Source organism: Pseudotabrizicola sp. (assembly GCF_030656345.1).
In the GTDB taxonomy this organism is placed as follows: Bacteria; Pseudomonadota; Alphaproteobacteria; order Rhodobacterales; family Rhodobacteraceae; genus Pseudotabrizicola.
Genome location: NZ_JAUSNR010000023.1, coordinates 13,750 through 37,925, shown reverse-complemented (window position 1 = coordinate 37,925; position 24,176 = coordinate 13,750). Strand labels below are relative to the sequence as shown.

General features: G+C 64.5%; 24 protein-coding genes and 1 pseudogene. 6 read left to right on the top strand and 19 right to left on the bottom strand.

Features of this window, described 5'->3' with window-relative positions:
• Nucleotides 1–121 precede the first annotated feature (121 nt).
• The gene (locus Q7J44_RS13045) at nt 122–2,641 is read right to left on the bottom strand and encodes an ABC transporter permease (RefSeq protein ID WP_304880555.1); all 2,520 of its coding nucleotides are present in this window, start codon (nt 2,639–2,641) and stop codon (nt 122–124) included.
• Nucleotides 2,638–3,336, bottom strand: a complete 699-nt coding sequence (locus Q7J44_RS13040) for an ABC transporter ATP-binding protein (protein WP_304880553.1) — start codon at nt 3,334–3,336, stop codon at nt 2,638–2,640. The genes Q7J44_RS13045 and Q7J44_RS13040 overlap by 4 nt, the downstream gene beginning before the upstream one ends.
• On the opposite strand from Q7J44_RS13040, the gene Q7J44_RS13035 reads away from it, so the two are divergent.
• Both Q7J44_RS13035 and Q7J44_RS13030 read left to right on the top strand, forming a co-directional pair.
• Nucleotides 3,335–4,024 carry an arylesterase gene (locus Q7J44_RS13035; protein WP_370693010.1) on the top strand — a complete coding sequence of 230 codons (690 nt, stop codon included), beginning with the start codon at nt 3,335–3,337 and terminating at the stop codon, nt 4,022–4,024. The two genes, Q7J44_RS13040 and Q7J44_RS13035, sit on opposite strands and share 2 nt — an antisense overlap.
• Nucleotides 4,025–4,207: 183 nt before the next feature.
• Nucleotides 4,208–5,635 carry an FAD-binding oxidoreductase gene (locus tag Q7J44_RS13030; RefSeq protein WP_304880551.1) on the top strand — a complete coding sequence of 476 codons (1,428 nt, stop codon included), beginning with the start codon at nt 4,208–4,210 and terminating at the stop codon, nt 5,633–5,635.
• A gap of 29 nt (nt 5,636–5,664) precedes the next feature.
• Here Q7J44_RS13030 and Q7J44_RS13025 read toward each other — a convergent pair whose 3' ends face one another.
• Nucleotides 5,665–6,432, bottom strand: coding sequence for a lipopolysaccharide kinase InaA family protein (locus Q7J44_RS13025; RefSeq protein ID WP_304880549.1), 768 nt, complete (start codon nt 6,430–6,432; stop codon nt 5,665–5,667).
• A 57-nt stretch (nt 6,433–6,489) separates the two neighbouring features.
• The gene (gene hemC, locus Q7J44_RS13020; RefSeq protein ID WP_304880968.1) at nt 6,490–7,434 is read right to left on the bottom strand and encodes a hydroxymethylbilane synthase; all 945 of its coding nucleotides are present in this window, start codon (nt 7,432–7,434) and stop codon (nt 6,490–6,492) included.
• 87 nt (nt 7,435–7,521) lie between these two features.
• Here hemC and hemE point away from each other — a divergent pair, with 87 nt between their 5' ends.
• On the top strand, nt 7,522–8,553 hold the full coding sequence (gene hemE / locus Q7J44_RS13015; protein WP_304880547.1) for a uroporphyrinogen decarboxylase: 1,032 nt from the start codon (nt 7,522–7,524) through the stop codon (nt 8,551–8,553).
• Nucleotides 8,554–8,694: 141 nt separating this feature from the next.
• On the opposite strand, the gene Q7J44_RS13010 is transcribed toward hemE, so the two are convergent.
• The 3 genes from Q7J44_RS13010 to hemF are packed head-to-tail and all read right to left on the bottom strand — an operon-like array spanning nt 8,695 to nt 10,546.
• Nucleotides 8,695–9,066, bottom strand: coding sequence for a hypothetical protein (locus tag Q7J44_RS13010; protein ID WP_304880545.1), 372 nt, complete (start codon nt 9,064–9,066; stop codon nt 8,695–8,697).
• A 5-nt stretch (nt 9,067–9,071) separates the two neighbouring features.
• On the bottom strand, nt 9,072–9,680 hold the full coding sequence (locus Q7J44_RS13005; protein ID WP_304880543.1) for a LysE family translocator: 609 nt from the start codon (nt 9,678–9,680) through the stop codon (nt 9,072–9,074).
• Entirely contained in the window at nt 9,671–10,546 is an 876-nt protein-coding gene (gene hemF / locus Q7J44_RS13000) for an oxygen-dependent coproporphyrinogen oxidase (RefSeq protein WP_304880541.1), read from the bottom strand. The genes Q7J44_RS13005 and hemF overlap by 10 nt, the downstream gene beginning before the upstream one ends.
• 115 nt (nt 10,547–10,661) lie before the next feature.
• Between hemF and Q7J44_RS12995 the strand changes: the two genes are divergently transcribed.
• Nucleotides 10,662–11,069 (top strand): hypothetical protein, encoded by a 408-nt coding sequence (locus Q7J44_RS12995; protein WP_304880539.1) that lies wholly within the window; start codon nt 10,662–10,664, stop codon nt 11,067–11,069.
• 3 nt (nt 11,070–11,072) lie between these two features.
• On the opposite strand, the gene Q7J44_RS12990 is transcribed toward Q7J44_RS12995, so the two are convergent.
• The 3 genes from Q7J44_RS12990 to clpS are packed head-to-tail and all read right to left on the bottom strand — an operon-like array spanning nt 11,073 to nt 13,236.
• Nucleotides 11,073–11,879 carry an SDR family NAD(P)-dependent oxidoreductase gene (locus Q7J44_RS12990; protein WP_304880538.1) on the bottom strand — a complete coding sequence of 269 codons (807 nt, stop codon included), beginning with the start codon at nt 11,877–11,879 and terminating at the stop codon, nt 11,073–11,075.
• Nucleotides 11,880–11,904: 25 nt separating this feature from the next.
• The gene (locus Q7J44_RS12985) at nt 11,905–12,891 is read right to left on the bottom strand and encodes a class I SAM-dependent methyltransferase (protein ID WP_304880536.1); all 987 of its coding nucleotides are present in this window, start codon (nt 12,889–12,891) and stop codon (nt 11,905–11,907) included.
• A 24-nt stretch (nt 12,892–12,915) separates the two neighbouring features.
• Entirely contained in the window at nt 12,916–13,236 is a 321-nt protein-coding gene (gene clpS, locus Q7J44_RS12980) for an ATP-dependent Clp protease adapter ClpS (RefSeq protein ID WP_304880965.1), read from the bottom strand.
• Nucleotides 13,237–13,400: 164 nt separating this feature from the next.
• On the opposite strand from clpS, the gene Q7J44_RS12975 reads away from it, so the two are divergent.
• Together Q7J44_RS12975 and Q7J44_RS12970 are read left to right on the top strand one after the other, a co-directional pair.
• Entirely contained in the window at nt 13,401–14,111 is a 711-nt protein-coding gene (locus Q7J44_RS12975; protein ID WP_370693009.1) for an HAD family hydrolase, read from the top strand.
• 163 nt (nt 14,112–14,274) lie between these two features.
• Nucleotides 14,275–16,020 carry a serine hydrolase gene (locus tag Q7J44_RS12970; protein ID WP_304880533.1) on the top strand — a complete coding sequence of 582 codons (1,746 nt, stop codon included), beginning with the start codon at nt 14,275–14,277 and terminating at the stop codon, nt 16,018–16,020.
• 157 nt (nt 16,021–16,177) lie between these two features.
• Here Q7J44_RS12970 and ccoS (Q7J44_RS12965) read toward each other — a convergent pair whose 3' ends face one another.
• The 9 genes and pseudogenes from ccoS (Q7J44_RS12965) to ccoS (Q7J44_RS12925) all read right to left on the bottom strand — a co-directional run bounded on the left by ccoS (Q7J44_RS12965) (nt 16,178) and on the right by ccoS (Q7J44_RS12925) (nt 24,157).
• Nucleotides 16,178–16,351, bottom strand: coding sequence for a cbb3-type cytochrome oxidase assembly protein CcoS (gene ccoS / locus Q7J44_RS12965; RefSeq protein ID WP_304880531.1), 174 nt, complete (start codon nt 16,349–16,351; stop codon nt 16,178–16,180).
• Nucleotides 16,351–18,567, bottom strand: a complete 2,217-nt coding sequence (locus tag Q7J44_RS12960) for a heavy metal translocating P-type ATPase (protein WP_304880529.1) — start codon at nt 18,565–18,567, stop codon at nt 16,351–16,353. Before Q7J44_RS12960 ends, ccoS (Q7J44_RS12965) begins: the two co-directional genes overlap by 1 nt.
• 4 nt (nt 18,568–18,571) lie before the next feature.
• Complete coding sequence (locus tag Q7J44_RS12955; protein WP_304880528.1) at nt 18,572–19,030, bottom strand: FixH family protein; 459 nt, start codon at nt 19,028–19,030, stop codon at nt 18,572–18,574.
• On the bottom strand, nt 19,031–20,464 hold the full coding sequence (gene ccoG / locus Q7J44_RS12950; RefSeq protein WP_304880527.1) for a cytochrome c oxidase accessory protein CcoG: 1,434 nt from the start codon (nt 20,462–20,464) through the stop codon (nt 19,031–19,033).
• A 187-nt stretch (nt 20,465–20,651) separates the two neighbouring features.
• Complete coding sequence (gene ccoP, locus Q7J44_RS12945; RefSeq protein WP_304880525.1) at nt 20,652–21,530, bottom strand: cytochrome-c oxidase, cbb3-type subunit III; 879 nt, start codon at nt 21,528–21,530, stop codon at nt 20,652–20,654.
• 4 nt (nt 21,531–21,534) lie between these two features.
• A complete protein-coding gene (locus tag Q7J44_RS12940; RefSeq protein WP_304880523.1) occupies nt 21,535–21,735 on the bottom strand; it encodes a cbb3-type cytochrome c oxidase subunit 3 in 201 nt (66 codons plus the stop codon).
• Between the two features lie 11 nt (nt 21,736–21,746).
• Nucleotides 21,747–22,496 (bottom strand): cytochrome-c oxidase, cbb3-type subunit II, encoded by a 750-nt coding sequence (gene ccoO, locus Q7J44_RS12935; protein ID WP_304880521.1) that lies wholly within the window; start codon nt 22,494–22,496, stop codon nt 21,747–21,749.
• A gap of 15 nt (nt 22,497–22,511) precedes the next feature.
• Nucleotides 22,512–23,924 (bottom strand): annotated as a pseudogene (gene ccoN / locus Q7J44_RS12930) (cytochrome-c oxidase, cbb3-type subunit I); the annotation flags it as partial.
• A gap of 95 nt (nt 23,925–24,019) precedes the next feature.
• The gene (gene ccoS, locus Q7J44_RS12925; protein WP_304880519.1) at nt 24,020–24,157 is read right to left on the bottom strand and encodes a cbb3-type cytochrome oxidase assembly protein CcoS; all 138 of its coding nucleotides are present in this window, start codon (nt 24,155–24,157) and stop codon (nt 24,020–24,022) included.
• Nucleotides 24,158–24,176: the final 19 nt, after the last annotated feature.

Sequence of the window (24,176 nt, the reverse complement as noted above, 5' to 3'; positions counted from 1 at the left end):
TTTCATCTGTTCTTAAATATCCCCGCGCGGCGCGCATCGCCCGAGCCGGTTGTGGCCACGCCACAGAGGCGAGATAAAAAGAACGCGCGCGTCAGCGCGCTCAATTTTCTTAAAACCTGCTTCAATCGCCTGACCGCAGCACCTGCGCCGGACGGGCGGCAAGCGGGCGCAGGGCAAAGGCAAGCCCGGCGGCAAGGGTGGCGATGACGCCGCCCGCCACGATGGCCAGCGCCGAGATCGGTTCAAAACGGTAGCTGGAGTCCATCACGAACACCATCACCGCCCAGCCCGCCAGCCCTCCCGCCACGATGGCGACCAGCCCGGCAGCCGCCCCCATCAGGGCTGAGCGCAGGGCAAAGCTGGCAAGGATGCGGCCACGGGTGGCCCCCAGCGTCTTGAGCACAGCCGCCTCATAGACCCGCGCGCGCTCGCCTGCGGCGGCAGCGCCGATCAGCACCACAAATCCGGTCAGCAGCGTCGCCGCCGCTGCCCAGGCGGTGGCAGTGGCGATGGCGCCCAGCGCCTCTGTCACCCGGTCGATGGCATCGCGCACGCGGACAGCGGTGACGTTGGGATAGGCGCGCGAGACATCGCGCAGGATCGCAGCCTCGGCCTCCGCTTCGGCATAGACCGTGGCGATGTGGGTATGGGGGGCACCGGCAAGCGCCGCCGGGTTCAGCGTCATCACAAAGCCCATGCCGCCGGTCGAGAAATCAACGTCGCGAAAGCTGGTGATGGTGGCGGTGATGTCGCGGCCCAGAATGTTGACGGTGACGGTGTCGCCCAGCTTCAGCCCGATCTCGGCGGCGGATTCGGCGGAAAAGCTGACTTGCGGGTCGCCGGTGTAATCGGCGGGCCACCATTCACCAGCGGTGATGGTGGTGGTTTCCGACGGTGTTGCGGAATAAGTCACACCCCGGTCACCGCGCACCACCCAATGCTCGCCCGCCACTTCGCGGGCGGGGCGGCCGTTGATCCGGGTGACGACGCCGCGCAGCATCGGCGCGCTTTCCACCCTGCTGACGGCGGGGTCATCGGTTACGCGGGTCAGAAACGCCTCAATCTGGTCAGGCTGGATGTCGACGAAGAAGTACGAAGGTGCCCGTTCGGGCAGATCCTGCGCGATGGCAAGGCGCAGGTTGGCCTCGATCTGGCCAACGGCGGCCAGCACCGACAGGCCAAGGCCCAGCGACAGCACCACCGATGTGGCTTCGGCCCGTGGCCCGCCGATGGCGGCCAGCGCCAGCCGCAGCGCAACCCGGCCCCGCGCCAGTACCGAACGCGCCAGCGCATTGGCGGCCCGGCGCAAGAGCCACGCCGCCCCCGCCAGCACCGCCAGCGCCCCGGCAATGCCAGCGGCAGAGCCCAGCGCCAGTGTCGGCACGCCGGAGAACAGCACCGCGCCGCCGATCAGCAGCGCCAGCAGCGTGGCCACCGCAATGGCCGCCGGCCATCCGGCCCAGCCACCGCGCCCGGCCCCCCGATACAGCGCCGCCGCCCGTACGCTTTGCGTCCGCGCCAGCGGCCAGAGGGTGAACAGCAATGCCGTCGTCAGCCCGTAAAACGCCGCTTCGGCCAGTGGCATCGGATAGGGGCGGAAGATCACCGGCAGCGGCAAGGATGCCGAAATCACCGGGGCCAGCAGCATCGGAATCGCCACCCCCAGCACCAGCCCGATGGCAACCCCGATCCCGGCCAGCACCGCGATCTGCAACAGGTAGACGCGGAAGATCATCCCGCCCTCGGCCCCCAGCGTTTTCAGCGTGGCGATGGTCGAGACCTTGCCATCCAGATAGGCCCGCACCGCCGAGGACACACCGACGCCGCCCACGGCCAGCCCGGCAAGGCCGACCAGAATGAGGAAAGACCCCATGCGTTCGACAAAACGCTCCACCCCCGGTGTGGCGCGGCGGCTGTCCTGCCAGCGCACGCCAGAATCGCGGTACAGCGCCTCGGTCTGTGTCCGAAGTGCCGCCAGATCGCTGCCCGGCGGCAGGGTCATCCGATATTTGGTTTCATACAGCGATCCCGGCCCGATCAGGCCCGACTGCGCCAGCCCCTCGGTCAGCACCATGGTGCGCGGGCCAAGCGTGAATCCTTGGGTCGCCGAATCCGGCTCGCGCAGCAGCACCGCGCCAAGGCGGAAGTCCTGCACGCCCAAACGGAAGCTATCGCCCGGCGCAAGGCCCAGCCGGTCGACCAGCACCCTGTCCATCACCGCGCCGGGCAGGCCGTCCTGCGGCGCAAGCGCCTCGGCCAGTGTCATGTCAGGCTCCAGCACCACGGCACCCAGAAGGGGATAGGCGGCATCGACCGCCTTGATCTGGGTCAGCGCCGTGTCTTCACCGCGCACGGCCATGGAATTGAAATCGACCACTTCGGACACTTGGCTGGCGATGCCGGCCATAAAGGCGCGCTCGGCGTCGTCCGCGAAGCGGTAGGTGAATTCCATCTGCGCATCGCCGCCCAGCAAAACCGCGCCCTGATCGCGCAAGCCCGCCTCGATCGCGGCGCGAACCATGCCGACCGACGCAATCGCCATCACCCCCAGCGCGAGGCAGGCGAGGAAGATGCGAAAGCCGCGCAGGCCGCCGCGCAATTCGCGCCGGGCCAGTCGCCATGCCAAAGACCAGCCGGTCATTCTGCTGCTGCTTTCATCCGGTCTTCACCCACGACCCGGCCATCGGCCAGCCGCACCACCCGGTCACATCTGGCAGCAAGCTCCGGCGCATGGGTGACCAGCACCAGCGTGGCACCATGGCGGTCGCGCAGACCAAACAGCATGTCCATGATCGCGGCACCGTTGACGCCATCCAGATTGCCGGTCGGCTCATCCGCCAGCAGGATCGCCGGACGCGGGGCTGCGGCGCGGGCCAATGCCACGCGCTGCTGCTCGCCGCCCGAAAGTTGCGTCGGGTAATGGTCCATCCGCGACCCAAGGCCCACCGACTGCAATTCGGCTTCGGCACGGGCAAAGGCATCGGTCACCCCGGCCAGTTCCAGCGGCACGGCCACGTTTTCCAGCGCGGTCATTGTCGGGATCAGGTGGAAAGATTGGAACACCACCCCCATATTGCCTCTGCGAAAGCGCGCAAGGGCATCTTCGTCTAGGGCGGTCAGATCAGACCCCAGCGCCAGAACCGACCCCGATGTGGCGCGCTCCAGCCCGCCCATCAGCATGAGGAGAGACGATTTGCCAGACCCGGACGGACCGATCAGCCCCAGCGTTTCGCCTTGTGCGACGTCCAGCGTGATCCCTTTCAGAATCTCGACCGGCCCGGCATTGCCTGCCAGTGTCAGCGTCGCATCCTTCAATGCCAGAACGGTCTGACCCATGATGTTTTCCTTTATTCTGTCCCCTGTTGCATATGGCGCAAAATGCTGCGTCCGCAACCTGACGTTTACGTTGGCCCTGCCGTTTTCCGTCGCGGGGGCAGCATTTGCCGAACCCGTGACCATTTTCGCGCTGGGTGACAGCCTGACGGCAGGTTACGGATTGCCCGAGGGCGAGGGGCTGGTGCCACAGCTGAACCAATGGCTGGCCGATCAGGGCGCGGATGTGACCGTGCTGAACGGCGGCGTGTCGGGTGATACCTCTGCCGGGGGCCTGTCGCGGCTGGCGTGGAGCCTGACCGACGAGGTTGATGCCATGATCGTGACATTGGGTGGCAATGACCTGTTGCGCGGGCTGCAACCCTCTGTCACCCGCGCGAATATCGAGGCGATCCTGACCGAGGCGCAGACCCGGCAACTGCCGGTACTGCTGATCGGGATGGAGGCACCGGGCAATTTCGGCCCGGCCTACAAGACCGCGTTTGACCAGCTCTACCCCGAACTGGCCGCGCAATACGGCGCGCAGCATATCGGCAGCTATTTCGGCCTGATCGACGCCGATGCGACCGACCCCGGCCAGATCGCACAGTACATGCAGGCCGATGGCATCCATCCCAATGCGGCGGGCGTGAAACGCGCCGTCGAAAGCCTTGGCCCACAGATCCTGACACTGGTGGATCAACTGGACTGACCCTGCCGGTTGCACCTTTCTGAAATACTCCCGCGCGGAGCGCTCCCGCACTCTGCGCTGCGCGCGGGGTTAAAAATTCGGTGCGGGGGCAGCGAAGACCGGCCGCAAGGGCTTGATGCGCGCTGCGCGACAGGTCAATGCTGAGCGGCCCCCGGCCCCTACGGTGCGGGCGAGGACCGTTCCATGACCCTGATCTCCGACCTTTCTGACCTGCTTGGCCCGGCCCATGTGCTGACCGGCAGCGATATGGACCGCCATGCGCAGGACTGGACCGGCACTTATCCGGGCCAGCCTGTTGCGGTGGTGCGGCCCTTTGATACCGCGCAGGTGGCGGGCTGTGTGCAGCTTGCGGCACGGCATGGTGTGCCGGTGGTGCCGGTGTCGGGCAATACCGGGCTGGTGGGCGGCACCTATACCACGGGCGGGCTGATGATCAGCCTTGAGCGGATGAACCGCATCCGCGATCTGAACCACGGCACGCGCACGGCGGTGGTTGAGGCCGGGGTGATCCTGTCAGCCCTGCACGATGCGGCGGCGGAGCAGGGGCTGTACTTTCCGCTGTGGTTCGGCGCGCGCGGCTCGGCGATGATCGGTGGCGTGCTGTCGACCAATGCCGGAGGGTCGAATGTGCTGCGCTATGGCTCGACCCGGTCCCTGTGTCTGGGGCTGGAGGTGGTTCTGGCCGACGGGCGGGTGCTGAACCTGATGTCGGCACTGCACAAGGACAATTCGGGCTACGCCTTGCGCGATCTGTTCATCGGGGCCGAGGGGACGCTGGGGATCATCACGGCGGCAGTGATGAAGCTGGTCCCTGCCCCGCGCGCCCATGCCACCGCCACGCTGGCGCTGCGCGCTTTGCCCGATGCGACGGTGCTGCTGAACCGGCTGCAAGAGGCGTCAGGCGGGCTGGTCGAGGCGTTTGAATTCATGCCTGCCAGCTATTCCCGCCGTCTGGCGCAGGTGCGGCCCGATCTGGGCCTGCCCTTCGCCGATGTGCCAGAGGTGACGATTTTGACCGAGCTGGGCGCGACCGCGCCCGCCTTGTGCGAGGTGCAGGCAGATGGGTCGGTGCCGCTGACTGACCTTTTGGAAACCACCGTGGCGGGCTTGATGGAAGAGGGGCTGATCCTTGATGCCATCGTCGCGCAATCGGAGGCGCAGCGCCGGGTGATGTGGGCGCGGCGCGAAGCGGCGGCAGAGATCACCTTTGCCAAACGCCCCTTTGTCGACACCGATATCGCGGTGCCGCTGGACCGGGCGGCTGATTTCCTGACGGCGATTCACGCCCGGCTGGAAGGCGTTGATCAGGCGCATGAGCCGGTGTGCGTGGCGCATCTGGGCGATGGCAACCTGCATTTCACCGCATTCCCGGTGGATGGGTCCAAAGCCACCTATGACCGCGTGATCACGATGATCGAGGATGTGGTGGCGGATCTGGGCGGCAGCTTTTCGGCCGAACATGGCGTGGGCCTGTCCAAGCTGCCGTCGATGGCGCGGCGCAAGGACAGCGTGGCGCTGGACGTGATGCGCGCGGTCAAGGCGGCGCTGGACCCGACTGGGCTGATGAACCCCGGCAAGGTGGTTCCGGCGAAACGGCCCCCGGAGTCGTGACCTGCCGACCGGGGCCGACCGGGGCCGGATCAGCCCGGCGTTTGCGTGACCTGCGCCAGATGGGTCAGCGCGGGCGGGATCGCCTGCACATCCTTTGACGGTTTGCTGATCCGGGCCACGCCGCGCGCCAAGGTGCCAAGCGGTGCCAGCAGCCGCACCAGCCGCGCGACCGCGCGCCAAAGCCCGGCGGGCGCAGCGGCGCGATAGGCGTTCAGCGCCCCGTCAAGTTCCGGGCCGGGGGCGGTGTCGTGACCCTGCGCAAACCAGCTGTGGGTGAAGATCACCACATCCATGGCGCGGACCAACCGGCTGCGCTTGCGGTTGCGGAAGCGTTCAAGGTCGATCAGCCGCAACGCGCCCTGTTGCCAGCAAAAATCGCGCAAAGCCGGGCGGCCATGCGAAAACCCGGCGCGGTGCAGCCCCGCCAATGCCGCTCCGGCGGCGGCAAAGGCGGCGATGCGGTCAGCCTTCGGGTGATCTGCGGTCTGCATCAGGGCGGCGAGCGTGGGGCCAAGATCGGGCAACAGCAGATAGTCAGGGCCTTCCGCCATCACCTGCGCCACCGGCACGCCACGGGCATGCAGCAGGCGCAGCGCGTCGCGTTCGGCGACAAAGGCGCTTTGGCCATTGCCCTTTTGCAGACGCATCAACCCGCTGGCCTGTTCGATCCGTTTCAGCCAGACCCGGCCGCCACCCGGCAGGGCCAAGGCCCGGATGCGCTGCGATGGCTGCGCCAGCGCGTTGTGCAGGGCAGTGGCCACGGGCTGTGGCAAAGGGGGCGGGGCGTCATCGGTCATCGGGCGGATGTAACACCCGGATGACGGAAATTTAAGAGGGCACGTGGCGGCGCTGGTTCAGCGCCAGCTGAAGAACCCGTCTGGTGCCTTGCCAAGCAGCTCATCCGCCAAAGCGGTGCCAAGCGCGGCAGCGTCTGCGACCGGGCCTGTGCGCTGGCCGGTGATGGATTCCGACCCGTCAGGCCGCAGGATTTCACCGCGCAAATGCAGGGTATCGCCCTCCAGCGTCGCCAGCCCCGCGATCGGCGTTTCGCATGACCCGTCGAGCCGGGCCAGCATAGCCCGTTCGGCGGCAAGGCGGTGGCCTGTGGGGATGTCGTGAATCGCGGCCAGCAGGCTGGCGGTGTTGGTGTCACCCAAACGCCGCTCCACCCCGATGGCCCCCTGGGCCACGGCGGGCAGCATGTCTTCGGTCTCAATGGCCGAGCGCGCCATATGCGCCATGCCCAGCCGGTTCAGCCCGGCCATCGCAAGGAAGGTGGCAACCGCCACGCCATCGTTCAGCTTTTTCATCCGGGTCTGCACATTGCCGCGAAACTCGACCAGCTGCAGATCGGGCCGCTTCAGCCGCAACTGCGCCCGGCGGCGCAGGGATGACGAGCCGACGACCGCGCCTTGGGGCAGATCGGCCAGCCGCGCCACATGCGGGCTGACAAAGGCATCGCGCACATCTTCGCGCGGCAGGTAGCAGTCAAGGATCAGACCCCCCGGCTGGACCGTGGGCATGTCCTTCATCGAATGCACCGCGATGTCGATGCCGCCGTCCAGCAACGCCTCTTCGATCTCGCGGGTGAACAGGCCCTTGCCGCCGATGTCTTTCAGCGCCTTGTCCAGGATCTGGTCGCCCATCACCTTGATCACGCAGATTTCAAACGCCGTTTCGGGCAGATCAAACGCCGCCATCAGGCAGCGCCGCACCTCATGCGCCTGCCACAGCGCAAGGGGCGAACCACGGGTTCCAATCTTCAAGGGCTGGGCGGGGGAGGGCAGGTTTTGCATCATGGGTTCCGGCATACAACTGTCAGCTTCGCCTGACAACTCTTGACAAGGCGGGGCGCACATCGGACCCATGGGACAAAGGAGCCCAGAATGACCGAAAAGACCATCCTTCGCGCGCTGAAAGGCGAAATTCTTCCCACCCCGCCGATCTGGATGATGCGGCAGGCCGGGCGCTACCTGCCCGAATACCGCGCGACCCGGGCAAAGGCGGGTGACTTTTTGTCGCTGTGCTACACCCCCGATCTGGCTGCCGAGGTGACTCTGCAGCCGATCCGGCGGTTCGGGTTTGATGCGGCGATCCTGTTTGCCGATATCCTGCTACTGCCGCAGGCACTGGGGCCGAAGCTGTGGTTTGTCGAAGGCGAAGGTCCGCGGATGGAAACCACCACGACGATGGAGCAGGTCCGGGCGCTGAAACCCAAGGATCTGATCCACGACACGCTGGGCCCGGTTTATGAAACGGTGAAAATCCTCGCGCGGGAACTGCCGAAAGAGACCACGCTGATCGGTTTTGCCGGCGCGCCGTGGACGGTTGCCACCTATATGATCGCCGGGCGCGGGTCGAAGGATCAGGCGGCGGCCCATGCGATGAAGGCGGCGGACCGCGCGGCGTTTGTGGCGCTGATCGACATCATCACCGATGCAACTGTTGACTACCTGTCCGAACAGGTGAAAGCCGGGGCCGAGGTGGTGAAGCTGTTCGATTCATGGGCAGGCAGCCTGAAGGGTGAGGATTTCATTGATTTTTCCCTGAAGCCGACCGCCAGGATCATTGCCGCGCTGAAAGAGCGCCACCTTGGCCTGCCGGTGATTGCCTTCCCGCGTGAGGCGGGGGATGGCTATATCGGCTTTGGCCGGGCGAGTGGCGCGGATTGCGTGGCGATTGACAACTCGGTCACGCCCGAGTGGGCGGCGGCGCATGTGCAGCCGGGGGGTTGTGTGCAGGGCAACCTGTCGCCGGTGCATATGGTCACGGGGGGCGACGATCTGGTGCGCGAGACGCGGCGGGTGGTAAGTGCGTTCCGCAAGGGGCCGCATATCTTCAACCTGGGCCACGGAATCACGCCGGATGCCAACCCGGACAATGTGGCGCTGATGATCGAGACGGTGCGCAGCGCCTGAACTGACACGGGGCGGGCAGACCCCCGCCCTGCCCCTTTTGTGCCGGGCTGGCTTTGTATCAGGGCGCAGCGTACGCGGCTTGGGTAGGGCGGGGGCCTCCCCGCCTTTGTTCGCGTGTCACATCATCGCGGCGCTCGCCATTCAGCGCGGGAAAATGCCACCCAGCATATCATGCAGCGCGTCAATCGCCTGATCCGCATCTTCGGTCTGCGGGCCGATGCGGATGGCGATGGTGGTGGCCCAGCCGAAGCTGGCGATGTGTTCGGGGCGGATGGTCACTATCAGGCCCTTGGCATCGCGGGTGATGCTTTGCACCGCGGCATCCGCGCCAAAGTCTTCGTCATTCACCGCGAACCAGACCGGCCCGCCGCCAAGCGGCTGGCGGAACAGGGCGTAGGGTTCGTCTTCTTCCTCACCCTGGGCAAAGCCTATGAACAGCATGCCCTCTTCGTCATCTTCGACAACCGAGGCATAGGCGGCATGGAGGGTGATGTCGGGCGTGGGAAGGGTCATCCGGGTCAGGTCCTTGTGAACAGCCAGAGCGCCACGGCGACCAGCGCCACAGCCATGATGCGCCGGGTTAGCCTGACCCGGCTGCCCTGCGCAAGCCATACTGCCGCCGTGCCTGCGGCAGTGACGATGCCGGCGTGGATCAGGGTGGCGATGACGACGAAGGTAAAGGACAGTGCCGACACCTCGGCAAAGCCGGGGGTGGCGGGCAGAAAGCCGGGCAGCACCGTGACGTAGAACACCGCCGCCTTGGGGTTCAGCAGGTTGGTGATCAACCCGCGCCGGAACTGCGCAAAGGCAGAGGCCCCCGGTTCTGCGCCACCCTCCTCCGCCTCAGAGCCGCGCCACGTGTCCCACGCGATCCACAACAGATACGCGACCCCGGCCCAGCGCAGCGCCTGATAGGCCAGCGGCTGCGCCTGCAACAGGGCGGCCAGGCCCAGCGCCGCCAGCAGCCCGATCAGCGCAAGGCCCAGGCAGACGCCTGCCACGGCGGCATAGCCAAGACGGCGGCCTTCGGTTGCGGCCAGCAGCGCCAGCCATGCCATGTTCGGCCCCGGCGTCAGCTCTATCAGCAGCGCGGTCAGGGCAAAGGCCGGAAGCTGGGTCAGGTCCACTTGGCGATGGGTGGCAGGCTCATCAGCACGGCATTGGCATCATGGCCGGTTTCCAGCCCGAACTTGGTGCCCCGGTCGTACACGAGGTTGTATTCGGCATAAAGGCCGCGGTGGATCAGCTGGGTTTCGCGGTCGGCATCCGTCCACGGGGTGGCGACGCGGCGTTCTGTCAGCGGCACGAAGGCGGGCAGAAAGGCAGAGCCGACGTCTTGCGTGAAGGCAAAATCTGCCTCCCACGAATCGGCTTGCGCGCCGCCGGTGTTCAAATCGTCATAGAAGATGCCCCCCACCCCACGGGCGCGGCCCCGGTGCGGGACGAAGAAGTATTCATCGGCCCATTCCTTGAAGCGCGGGTAATAGGCCGGGTCATGGGCATCGCAGGCGCGCTGCATTTCGGCATGAAAATGCGCGGTGTCCTCAGTATATTCCAGCGCCGGGTTCAGGTCGGCGCCGCCGCCGAACCACCACGCGTGGGGCGTCCAGAACATGCGGGTGTTCATGTGGACGGCAGGGCAATGCGGGTTGACCATATGGGCCACAAGGCTGATGCCAGAGGCCCAGAAGCGTGGGTCGCGGTCCATGCCCGGCACACCGCGCGCGGCCATGGCCTTTTGCGCGCGGGTCCCCAATGTGCCATGCACTTCCGACACGTTGACGCCGATCTTCTCGAACACGCGACCGCCGCGCATCACGCTCATCAACCCGCCGCCGCCGTCGGCGCGGGTGGTGGGGGTGACCTCGAACCGGCCGGGGGTGCCGGTGCCGTGGCTGTCTTCCAGCGCCTCGAAGGATGCGACGATCCGGTCGCGCAGGGTGCGGAACCATGCAGCGGCGCGGGTCTTTCGGGCGTCGAACGGATCGGTCATTGGCTGCTCCCCCAAAGCGTGTAGATCCTTGCCTAACAAATGCCTGCCGCCGCGCCAACATGGCATTTGCCGCAGGGGGGCGTATAGTGGGGGTCTGGCAACCTTGGGGGATTCCATGCGCCGCAGTTTCGTCTTTCTGGTTCTGCTTGCCGCCTGTGGCACGCCGCAGGAACGGTGCATCGCGCGTGAGACGCGGGATGTGCGGGTGCTTGACCGGCTGATCACCGAAAGTCAGGGCAATCTGGCGCGCGGTTACGCGCTGGAAGAAGTGGTGACCTACCGCGACCGTTGGGTGCAATGCCCGCGCCCGATTCCCCGGCCCGTGGCCGAGGGGCAGCCTGCGCCGCCGCCGGAGCCGCCCCGGATGTGTCTGGATGAGGTGCGCGAAACCTCGACCCGGCCAAAGGCGATTGACCTGCGCGCAGAGGCGGCAAAGCTTGCGTCGATGCAGGACAAGCGCACGGCGCTGATGCGCGCAGCGGGGCCGGGCATTGCCCAGTGCCGGGCGCAGTTTCCGGAATAGTGCTCAGTAGGCGGGAATGACGACGCGGTCGAGCAGGCTGCGCCCGCCATCCACCCGCAGCACCTGCCCGGTCATGAAGCCCGATGCATCGGATGCCAGAAACTGCATCACCTCGGCCAGTTCATCCGGCGCGGCGATCCGGCCCAGCGGGGTGCCGTTGACGATGGCATCACGCCATTCAGGCGTGTCTTTCAGCACGGTCTGCAGGCTGGCGCTCATCACCGATCCGATGGCGACAGCGTTGACGCGGATGCCCTTTGGCGCAAGCGCCACCGCCATCGAGCGGGTCATCTGATCGACCGCCGCAGAGGCGATGGAATAGCCCAATAGGCCGGGTTGGGTCTGGCAGCCGGCAATTGACGATATGTTGATGATCGCCCCGATCAAGCCTTCGGCCTGCGCCTTTTCGGCCTGTGCGATCATACGCTTGGCAGTCATCTGCGACAGGCGCAGGCTGGTCATCACATTTTCCTGCCACAGCATTTCGACCGCGTCATCTTCGACATTCAACGGGTCAGACACCGCCATACGGCGGCTGGCATTCACCAGAATATCAACCCGGTCAAAGGCATCTATGGTGGCCGACAGCAGGTTGGCAATGGTCAGCTTTTGCCGCAGATCGCCGGTGAACATGCGCACCGAGCCTTCGGCGCGCGCCTCGGCCCCCAGTTCCGCGTCCAGCGAGTCCTCGTCAATGTCGACGAACATGACATTGGCACCCTTGGCCTGAAAATGGCGGGCGACGGCAAGGCCGATGCCTTTGGCCGCCCCGGTAACGATGGCGGTTTTGCCGGTGATTGAAAGGGACATGCGTGCCTCGGGTGTTGGGAGGGGGCTAGCGGGCGCGGACCGGGTGGCTGGCGCGGGTCAGCCGGAAGGCAGGGTCAGTGCCGATATCTTCAACTTTGCGGAACAGTGTGGTCAGAGGCTGATGATAGGGCAAGTGCCGGTTGGCGACCAGCCAAAGCGTGCCATCGGGCACCAACATAGATGCCGCTGCCCGCAAAAACGCCACGCCAAGCGCCGGATCGGCATCACGCCCGGCATGGAAAGGCGGGTTCATCACCACCGCATGCGCCGGGCGCAGCGGTTTGAAGCTGCGCGCATCGGCCCAGTGAAAGCGGGTGCGCGGGTCTTCGACATTGACCTGCGCACAATCAAGCGCGTCCTGCTCGGCCTCGACCAGATCAAGCTCGGCCACGGAAGACCGGGTCAGAATCGCGCGGGACAGATAGCCCCAGCCGGCCCCAAGGTCGATCACCCGGCTGCCCAGCTTTTCCGGCAAGGCCTGCGCCAGCAGGACCGAACCACGGTCGGGCGCATCGGCGGAAAACACGCCCGGAATGGTCTGAAAGCCGCCTTCGATCAGGCGCGGACGGGCGTCCCAGCCGGTCAGATCGGCCCCGGCCTGCAGCACAAAGATCTTGCCATGCGCCTTGGACAGCGGGCCGGACATGGACAGGCCCATGGCGCGGCAGTCTTTCAGGATGCTGTCGATGCCGTCGGTTTTCTGGCCATCCACCGCGACCGGGCCGCCCGGCACCACCTCGACCATCGCGCGCGAGATCAGCGCGCGGGCGGCATCGCGCGACCGGGGCAGGCAGACAATGGCGGCGGCATAGGGCGGGCCTTCGGCCGCCTGATAGCCACGGGCGTTGAACCATTCGGCATCAGGCCGGAAGCCGGTGGCGACATGCACGCGCGAGATCGAGATGCTGGACAGATCGTCGCCTTCGCGCGGGCGATAGATGACGACCGGCCCGTCCGGCGGCAGGACAAGGGCACCGCTTTCAAGCGCGAAATCAAGGCGTGCAGAGCGCATATTCAGTCGGAACAGGCGCGGGGCCTATTCCTTCTCCATCGTGCATTGCAGGGGGTGCTGGTGGCGGCGGGCAAAATCCATCACCTGCGCGACCTTGGTTTCGGCCACCTCTGCCGAAAAGACGCCAACGACGGCGAGGCCCTTTTTGTGCACGGTCAGCATGATTTCAAACGCCTGCGCGTGGTTGAGGCCAAAGAAGCGTTCCAGCACATGCACCACAAATTCCATCGGTGTGTAATCATCGTTCAGCAACATCACCTTATACATTGGCGGGCGCTGGGTGCGGGTTTTGGTTTTGGTCAGCAGCCCCGCGTCATTGCCCGGCCCATCGGTCTTGTCCGACATGGAATGGGGAAACTGGGTCACGGGCGGTGCCTCATGCGTAAGGATTCGGATGATCGGGTTCTGCGCGCAATATAGCGGTTTTTGGCCGTGGGGAAAGGGTATCCCCCACAACGATTGCGACAAAGGTGTAAAGCAGGCATGAAGACCGGCAGACGGAGGTGCCGATGACCCTGACCACGATCGGTTTTGATGCAGATGATACTTTGTGGCAGAACGAGGCGTTTTTCCGGCTGACGCAAGCACGTTTTGTCGCGCTGCTGGCCGATTATGCCGCGCAGGACCATCTGGAAGACCGGCTGCTGGCGGCGGAACGGCGCAATCTGGGGCATTACGGCTTTGGGGTGAAGGGCTTTGTCCTGTCGATGATCGAGACCGCGATCGAGGTGACGGATGGCCGGGTGCCCGCATCCGTCATCGCTGATCTGATGGCGGCGGGGCGTGAGATGCTGCGGCATCCGATTGAATTGTTGCCCCACGCCCGCGCGGCGGTAGAGGCGCTGGCCGCAGATCACCGGGTGCTGCTGATCACCAAGGGTGATCTGCTGGATCAGGAACGCAAGCTGGCGCAATCGGGTCTGGGCGATCTGTTCGACGGGGTGGAGATTGTGTCGGACAAGTCGCCGGGGGTCTATGCCGCGATCTTTGCCCGCCACGCAACGCAACCCGATCAGGCGATGATGGTGGGCAATTCGCTGAAATCGGATGTGCTGCCGGTGCTGGATGTAGGGGGCTGGGGCGTGCATGTGCCGCACGGCCTGACCTGGGTGCTGGAGCATGCCGAGGCCCCGCAGGACCATGCCCGCTTTCATCTTTTGCCCGATCTGGGCGGTCTTCCCGATCTGGTGGCAAAGCTGCAGGGCGGCCACAAGATATAGGATGGCTGCGCAGGCTTCCGCCTGATTTACCACTACCTGAAGATAAACTGCAAAGTCCTTGAATTTCCGGGGTTTTGCGGAATCATCTGCTGTGTTAGCGTTGCCGCAAATCACGCCCCACAAAACAATCGGGGCGGGCAGTGGCAGAGCAAGGAACTTCATCGTGACAACGCTTATGGGGCAATATGCCCGCAATTTCGTTTGTCTGGTGGCATTTATCGTGGTGGCGGCCTGTTCGTCATCGCAGCCGTCAGGTGCAGCGCCCTATGCCGCAATCGTGCAGGACGCCCGGACGGGTGAAATCCTGCATGCCGAAAATGCCGACACCCGGCTGCATCCGGCATCGCTGACCAAGATGATGACGCTGTATATCACCTTTGAGGAAATTCAGCGCGGACGGCTGAGCCTGGACACGATGGTGACGGTGACGCCGAATGCCGCGTCCAAGCCGCCGTCGCGGCTGGGGCTGAAGGCGGGGCAGAAAATCTCGGTCCGCCACCTGATCCGGGCGGCAGCGACCAAATCGGCCAATGACGCGGCATCTGCGCTTGGCGACCATATCGGCGGGTCAGAGGCCGGGTTTGCCCGGCGGATGGATGCGACCGCCAAGGCGATCGGGATGCGCAATTCGAACTTCAAGAACGCCAACGGGCTGACCGCCACCGGGCATCTGTCGACCGCGCGTGACATGAACACGCTGGGGCGACGGTTGTTTTTCGATTTCCCGCAGTATTACAACATCTTCTCCCGCCGCTCGACAGATGCCGGAATCGCCACGGTGCGCAACACCAACAGCCGGTTCCTGGACGCGTACAAGGGGGCCGACGGCATCAAGACCGGCTTTACCAATGCCGCCGGGTTCAACCTGACCGCCTCGGCGGAACGGGGGAATGTGCGGATTATCGCCACGGTATTCGGCGGCACCTCGACCGCGGCGCGCAATGCCAAGGTGGCGCAGCTGCTGGACCTTGGGTTCAAGCGCGCCCCTGCGAATGCGCCGACCACGGTGCCACAGGCACCGGCCTATTCGGCGGATGTCGAAGCGTTGATGGCCGAAGCCGATGGCCTGCCAGAGGTTGTCGGCGGGGCGGGCAAGACGATCCGCCTGCAGACGGCGGTGGCGAGATCGCCGCGTCCGGCAGCGCGCCCGGATGCCGGACGTGTGGCCGCGACCGAGGTGGCTGTGGCCGCCATTGAGGACAGCATCGCGGCGGCGCTGGCCGAAGCCGTGGCCGAACCGCCGCCGCCCGGAACTCTGGATGCGCAGGCGGTTGCCATGGCGGATGCCTCGCCGGTGACCGGGCAGCCCACAATTGCACCGCCCCCGCCACGGCCTGAGTCGCTGGTGGCGGAAGTGGCCGCGCCGGATGCCCCAGAGCAGGTGGTTGTGGCCACTGCGGCGGAAGTCGCGCCGCAGATCGCCCCAGAGGCCGGAACGCTGGAGGCGCAGGCCGTGGCGCTGAGCGCCGAGCCGACGCTTGATGCACAGGCTGAACAGTTTGCGGCGCTGGATGACGGGCTGATGGTGTCTGAACCTGTGCAGGTGGCGGCCATGGCCATGCCCGCCCCGCCGCCCGCACCCCAACGCAATGCGCCGATCTTTGACCGCGTGGCCGATGCGCCGCAGGCGCAGCAGATGGACGAGCCGGTGGTGATCCGCCTGTCCACCTCCAGCGCGCGGCACTGGGGGGTAACTTTGGGGCGCTTCAACTCGCGCTCGGAAGCGGAGCGGTTGCTCTTGAAAACCCAGCTGGCTGAAAGCGCAACGCTGAACGACGGGCTGCGCAAAGTGGTGCAGCGCGGCGGCGGCTATGAGGCGAACTTCATGGGGTTGACGCAGGATCAGGCCGATCTGGCCTGTCGCCGGTTGCAGGCGCGTGCGGTGCAATGCTTTGCGATGGGGCCGTAAGGCTTTCGTCGTTGGGGTCTGTGCCCCGGCCACGCGTGCAGCAGATGTTCTGAGGCGTGGCGCGGGGGAAATGCCGCAGCCTCCGGCGGGAGTATTTGAAAAAGGTGCAATGCGGCAGCGGGCCTGCCCTTGCCAGCGGGGCTGAAGGTATAGTGTCCTAAAGGTCAGGCTCGTCCGGTTTTGGCTTGTCGTCGTAATCCTTGGTCAGGATGCGGTTGGCGTCGCCTTCGGGGTCGTCGAATTGTTTGGTTCGCATCGCCCAGAAAAACGCGGCAAGGCCGAGGCCGCCGAGGATCAGCGAGACCGGGATGAGCAGTCCGAGAATTTCCATTATTTCAGCCTGAGCGCGTTGAGCGAGACGGTGATCGACGACAGCGACATCGCCAGCGCCGCCGCCAATGGGGTGGCGAGACCAACCAGCGCCAGTGGAACGGCAACGACATTGTACAGCGCTGAGATGCCGAAGTTTTCCTGTATACGCTTGGTCGCCTGCCCCGCAATGCGAACGGCGTCGGCGATGGGTGCCATATCCTGCCCCAGAAGCACGATATCCGATGCCACCCGGGCGGCGTCCAGCGCCGAGGCGGGTGAGATCGAGACATGCGCACCGGCAAGGGCGGCGGTGTCGTTCAGACCGTCGCCCACCATCAGCACCTTGTGCCCGGCGGCAGTAAGCTGCGCCACGGTCTGCGCTTTTTCGGCGGGCAAGGCGCCTGCAGTCCAGTCGGTGATGCCCAGCCGGTCGGCCAGATCGCGCACCGCACCAGGGGCGTCGCCCGAGATCAGCCTGATGGTCATGCCTTGGGCCTTCAGCGCGGCGATGGCGGTTTCGGCACCGGGGCGCAGGCGGTCGGCGAAGGTGAAGGCGCGAGGGGTGCCGCTGCCGGTGCACAGGTAGGTGGCCGTCACGTCCAGCCCCTGCCCGCCGCACCATTCCGCGCGGCCAAGGCGCACGCGGGTGCCTTTCCAGATGCCTTCGACCCCGTATCCCGGCACTTCGCGGATATCTTCGACCCGTTCCGGGCGCAGTCCTGCGCTGCGGGCAGCGCTGGCCAGCGCCATGGCCAGCGGGTGCGATGAGGCGCTCGCGAGGGCGTAAGCCACCTCTGTCGCCGTACTGGGGTGGGCGGCCATGTTGGTCAGCTCCGGCGTGCCCATGGTCAGGGTGCCGGTTTTGTCGAAGACCACGGTATCCACCTCGGCCAAGCGCTCCAGCGCGGTGCCTTGTTTGATCAGCAGACCCTTGCGGAACAGCCTGCCGCTTGCCGATGTGACCACGGCGGGCACGGCAAGGCCAAGCGCGCAAGGGCAGGTGATGATCAGGACAGCGGCAGAAATGTTGACGGCGTAGCGCAGATCGCCGCCGGTTTTCCACATCCAGAAGCCGAAGGCAGCGAAGGACAGGATATGGACAAGGGGTGAATAAAGCGCTGCGGCACGTTCGGCCAGACTGGTGTATTTGGTGCGGGCAGACTCGGCGACGGCAACCAGATCAGCCATGCGGTGCAGGCTGCTGTCCTTGCCCGCAGCGGTGACGCGCAGGGTGAGCGGGCCGGTCAGGTTCACCTCGCCAGCCGAGACGATGCTGCCGATGCCGGCATAGACGGGCAGCGATTCACCTGTCAGGAGCGAGCGGTCGAGCTCGGACGTGCCTTCGGTCACCACGCCATCAACCGGCATCCGGCCACCGGGACGGACGCGGACCAGATCCCCGACAGCGACTTCGGTAATGCTCACCACGGTTTCCGCCCCGTCGCGCAGAACCGTGGCGCGCGGCACCTCCAGGGCTGCCAGTTCCTCGGCGGCTGAGCGGGCGACAGCGCGGGTGCGGTGGTCGAGATAGCGGCCCAGAAGCAGGAAGAAGGTCAGCATCACGGCCGCATCGAAATAGGCGTGATGGCCGGACATCCATGTTTCAAACAGCGAAATCGAGGAGGCAAGGATCAGCGCAAGGCTGATCGGCACATCCATGCCAAGGCGACCGGCGCGCAACGACCGCCAGGCGGATTTGAAGAACGGCTGGCCCGAGAACACCACCGTGGGCAGGGCGATGACGGCGGAAATCCAGTGGAACATGTCACGCGTGGCATCTTCCGCGCCTGACCAGACCGCGACCGACAGCAGCATGATGTTCATCATGGAAAAGAATGCGACGCCCAGCCGCATCAGCAGATCGCGGCCCTGACGGTCGGTTTCGGTGCTGGACAGCAGGCCGGGGTCAAGCTCATGCGCCTCATAGCCCGCGCTGGCGGCCGCGGCGATCAGGGTGTCGGCGGTGACCGATGGCGCGGCCTCGACGCTGATGCGTTTGAGCGTCAGGTTCAGCCGGGCCGAGGTGACGCCGGGCACGGCGGCCATGGCCCGTTCGAGCGTCGAGATGCAGACGGCGCAATGGGCCAGCGGTACCGACAACATCAGCCGGGCGGAGGTGGGCTGCGCCATCTGCGCCAGACGTTCTGCCGATGGAGCCGCCACGCAGGCCGGGCAGGCCGACAGGCTGGCGCGCATCGGTTCGGGCTGGGAGAGGGGACCGGCGGCGAGAGTCATCGCATCAGCCCTTTACCATGATGCTGACACGTTGGGAAAACAGCGTGCCATCGGCGGCGCGGGCTTCGACCCGCAGCAGCCATTTGCCGGGTTCCAGATCAATCGGCGTGGTCCAGAGATGGGCAGCATAGGTGAAGTCCGGCGTCTGGTCATCGCGCGCCGCCGTGGACCGGCCGATCAGCACCGACAGATCAGAAAGCTGTGCCGGCTGGCCATCGGCATCGGTAAAGGCCAGATACAGCCTGCGGTCAGTTGCATCGTAGTCAGGCGTCATCGTCCAGTTCAGGTTCTGTTGCCCGGCGCGGATGGTGTCGAACTGCTGGCTGGCGACGTAGGAATTCTTTACCTCCAGCCCCGGAAAGGTGCTGACGGCCTTGTAAGCCATCAGGAAATTGACCGCGATGATCACGCCAAAAAAGCTGACCATGACAATCGCCATCTTGCGCCCGGTGAATTCAGTCATTTATTCGTCCTTTCCGTTGAACACGGTATCATGATGGACCCGGTTCGTGGTGCCCAGTTCTTCGAACCACAGCCGGATTTGCGTGCGGTCTTCGGTTGCGGGTTCAGATCCGCGCGGGGCGTTCAGATAGACCCGCTGCGAAAGGGTTTCATTGGCATTCACCCTGACCGACAGACCCGCCAGCCCCTCCAGTTCGGCCAGCAGGCCCGAGTCGGACGGGACAGAAATAGTGAACACCGCATCCGCCCCCTGTTTGTTGCGCAGGCGCACGTCATAGGCGTTGCGGATGGTGCCGTCGGACAGGGTGACAAAGGTGGGATTGCGCACCGGCGTCACGTTCACATCGATAGGCGAGCGCAGGAACAGCGCCACGATCAGCCCGGCACCGACCCCGGCCCACAGCACGGTGTACAGGATGGTGCGCGGGCGGAACACGTGTTTCCAGACCGAGATCGGTGCGTCGCCCCCGCGTTCGGCGGTCTCATCGGTGAGTGCCATATAGCCGATCAGATCGCGCGGGCGGCCGATCTTGTCCATCGTATCGTTGCAGGCGTCGATGCACAGCCCGCAGGTGATGCAGGCCAGTTGCTGGCCGTCGCGGATGTCGATGCCCATCGGGCAGACGTTGACGCAGGCCATGCAGTCGATGCAGTCACCCTGCCCTGCCGGAATCTCGCCCTTGTGCAGACTGCCGCGCGGCTCGCCGCGCCAGTCGCGGTAGGCGATGGTCAGGGTGTCTTCGTCCATCATCGCGGCCTGAATGCGCGGCCATGGGCAGGCGTAGATGCAGATCTGTTCGCGGGCAAAGCCGCCGAAGGCAAAGGTGGTGCCGGTCAGGATCAGGATGGTCAGATAGGCCACGGCACTGGCCTGCCCAGTCACCAGATTGACCAGAAGCGTCGGCGCGTCGGTGAAATAGAACACCCATGCCCCCCCGGTGGCCATGGCGATCAGGAACCAAGCCGCCCATTTCACCGCGCGTTTGCGGGCCTTTTCCGCATTCCATTTCTGGCGGTGCAGGCGGATGCGGGCGTTTCGGTCGCCCTCGACCCAGCGTTCGACCAGAATGAACAGATCGGTCCAGACGGTTTGCGGGCAGGCATAGCCGCACCAGACCCGCCCGGCCGCGCTGGTGAACAGGAACAGGCCAAGCCCGGCCATGACCAGAAGCCCCGCGACGAAGTAGAATTCATGCGGCCAGATCTCGATCATGAAGAAAAAGAACCGCCGGTGCGCCAAGTCCAGCAGGACGGCCTGATCAGGCATGTTCGGGCCACGGTCCCATCTGATCCAGGGGGTCACGTAGTAGATGCCCAGCATCAGCCCCATCAGCCACCATTTCAGGCTGCGGAACCGGCCAGAAACGCGGCGTGGAAAAATCGGCTCGCGCGCGGCGTACAGGCTGGGGGGATCGGTGGCTTCTGGGCTGCTCACGGAAAGGACTCCGATATGTGGCATGATGCTGACCCGTTGTGCACCGCAGTGACAGGCGCAACATTGACCTGCATCAAAATACGTGTCGGAGATGCAAGTTTAAGGTGCGGCAGAACGGCGCGGCACCCGGGCCGGGTGGCGTGCAGAAAGCCCCGGGCGAGGGTGATCCTGCCCGGGGCGGCACTGGTTACTGGCCACCTCCGCGGCTGTGGACATACAGCGCCACGGCGCGGATCTCATCCTCGGTCAGTTTGTCATTCCAGCCCGGCATCACGCCAAAGCGGGCGTTGACGACCGAATAGGTGATGGCATCACGCGAGCCGCCATAAAGCCAGATCGCATCGGCCAGATTGGGCGCACCCTGAGAGATATCACCCGAGCCGTCATCCATGTGACAGGCCGCGCAGTTGTCCAGATAGACCTCCTCGCCTGCCGCAGCCAGCGTGGCGTCGTGGTCCTGCCCCGACATCTGCAAGACGTATTCCACGACTTCGGCGATCTGGGAACGCTCCAGAATCTGATCCGCACCAAAGGCCGGCATCTGCGACCAGCGCGCGTCCGGGTGGGTGGTGTTGCGGATGCCGTGGGTGATGGTGGTCTGGATGCTTTCGACATCTCCGCCCCAGAGCCAGTCATCATCCAGCAGGCTGGGATAGCCCTTGCCCTCAATCCCGTTGGCACCAGACCCGTGACAGGTGGTGCAATTGGTACGGAACACGGCGGCACCGGCGTTCTGGGCAAAGGACATCAGGTCTGGGTTGGCCGATACAGTTGTCATGTCGGCATCAATCAGCGCTTGCTTGATGGTGGCGTTCGCGTCATCAAAGCGCTTGATCTCGGCCACAACATCGGCGCGGGTGGAAGACCCGAGCAGGCCCGGTGTGGCCCCCGAAATCAGCGGCCAGGCCGGGTAGGCGATGGTATACCCGATGCCCCACACGATGGTTGCATAGAACACCCAGACCCACCAGCGTGGCATCGGGTTGTCAAGCTCTTCGATCCCGTCCCAGATATGGCCGGTGGTCGGCACATCTTCGGGCTTTTGCTTCACTCTCTTGGCGCACATGCTGTCACGCCTCCTTTACGTGGGGCTTGGGGTCATCCGCCGTGGCGGGTTTCTTGTCGTTGCGAAAGATCGAATTGGCCACGTCGTCGTGAACCTTGCGGCTGCCGGGGCGGAAGGCCCAGACCACCACGCCAAGGAAGATCAGAAACAGCGACAACAAGGCCCAGCTGTCGGCAAATTCTCGCAAGAAGCTGTAGGTTTCCATATCGGCCCCCTCTATCGGCTGGCGTCTGGCGTGAAGGTCGAGAAATCGACCATCGTGCCAAGGACTTGCATATAGGCGATCAGCGCATCGGCTTCGGTCAGTTTTGGCTGGCCGTCGAAATTGCGCACGTTCACATCGGCCCCGTTCGGCACCGCCGCCGCGCCATAGCGCGATTGCAGGCCGGACGGGTCGCCATCAGGGTTCACTTGCGCCAGAAAGTCCGCGCGGGCGTTGGCGATCATGTCCGATGTATAGGGCACGCCGACCATGGCATGGGTTTTGACCACATCTTCGATGTATTTCCCGTCAATCTCACGGTTGAACAGGAAGCCATAGGGCGGCATCAGCGATTCAGGCACCACGGATTTGGCATCGGTAAAGTGATCCTGGTGCCATTCATCGGAATAGCGCCCGCCCACCCGGGCCAAATCCGGCCCGGTGCGTTTGGACCCCCACTGGAACGGATGGTCATACATCGATTCCGCTGCAAGGCTGTAGTGGCCATAGCGTTCCACCTCGTCCCGCATCGGACGGATCATCTGGCTGTGACAGTTGTAACAGCCTTCGCGGATGTAGATGTCACGCCCGGTCAGTTCCAAGGGCGTATAGGGGCGCACCCCTTCGACCTTTTCGATCGTGTTCTCTAGATAGAACAGCGGAACGATCTGGACCAGACCACCGATGGACACAACCAGCAGGCTGAGCACCATCAGAAGCGTGGCATGGGTTTCGATTGCTTTGTGTTTGTCAAGAAAAGCCATTGTCCTGCCCCCCAATCATTCAGCAGGAACAGCCGCATGTGTCGTCACCCGGCTGGGTTGCGCACGTACGGTCATCCACAGGTTATAGCACATGATGAGGGCCCCCGAGAGGTACATAAGCCCCCCCAGCATCCGCACCACATTCATCGGGTATTTGGCGGCCACGGTGTCGGCAAACGCGTTCACCAGATAGCCGTTGGCATCGACTTCGCGCCACATCAGGCCTTCCATGATGCCCGAAACCCACATCGCAGAAGCGTAGAGCACGATGCCGATGGTCGCGAGCCAGAAGTGCCAGCTGACCAGTTTCAGGCTGAACAGCCCGTCACGGTTCCACAGGCGCGGGGTCAGGAAGTACAGCGCCCCAAAGGTGATCATGCCATTCCAGCCAAGCGCGCCGGAATGCACATGGCCAATGGTCCAGTCGGTGTAGTGCGACAGCGAGTTCACGGCCTTGATGCTCATCATCGGGCCTTCAAACGTTGACATGCCGTAAAAGCCGATGCTGACCACCATCATCCGGATCACCGGATCGGTGCGCAGCTTGTCCCATGCGCCCGAAAGCGTCATCAGACCGTTGATCATGCCGCCCCAGCTGGGCATCCACAGGATGACCGAGAACACCATGCCAAGGGTCGAGGCCCAGTCTGGCAAAGCGGTGTAGTGCAGGTGGTGCGGACCGGCCCAGATATACAGGAAGATCAGCGCCCAGAAGTGGATGATCGACAGTTTATAGCTGTAGACCGGGCGTTCGGCCTGTTTGGGAACGAAGTAATACATCATCCCCAGGAAACCGGCGGTCAGGAAGAAGCCCACCGCGTTGTGGCCGTACCACCACTGCATCATGGCATCCTGAACACCGGCATAGACCGAGTAGGAGTGCGTCGCGCTGGTGGGCAACTGGATGTTGTTGAAGATGTGCAACAACGCCACCGCAATGATGTAGGCACCGAAGAACCAGTTGGCCACGTAGATATGGCGAACCTTGCGGATGCCCACCGTACCAAAGAACACGACCGCGTAAGAGACCCAGACCACGGCGATCAACAAGTCAACGGGCCAGATCAGCTCAGCGTATTCCTTGCCCTGGGTCAGACCCATGGGCAAGGTGACGACCGCCGAGACGATCACCAGATTCCAGCCCCAGAACGTCAACCAGGCCAATTTGTTGAGAAACAGTTTCGTGTGGCAGGTTCGCTGCACCACGTAGTAGCTGGTTGCAAACAGCACGCTACCGCCAAACGCAAAAATCACCGCATTGGTATGCAACGGACGCAAGCGACCGTAGCTCAACCACTCAATGCCCATATTGAGCTCGGGCCAGGTTAACTGGGCTGCGATGATCACACCCACCAACATGCCTACCACGCCGTAGATCACGGACATGATGGCAAAACCACGGACAACACCGTCGTCGTAGACCGCCGACTGGCTGGCCTTTGTTATTACGGACATACAGAACTCCTCGTAAATGTCACTATGTGAAGTGTCCTCACGGACCCCCTCTTCCGCCTTGACTTATATCAATCGCCTCTGAGAATGCGATCGCCCTCCCGTTCGATGTTGTCAAATTGCCCCTTTTGAAGCGCCCACCAGAACACACCGATGATGGCAAACACCAACAGAATGGAAATGGGGATCAACAAATACAAAATATCCATGGTCAAAACCCAGAAAATT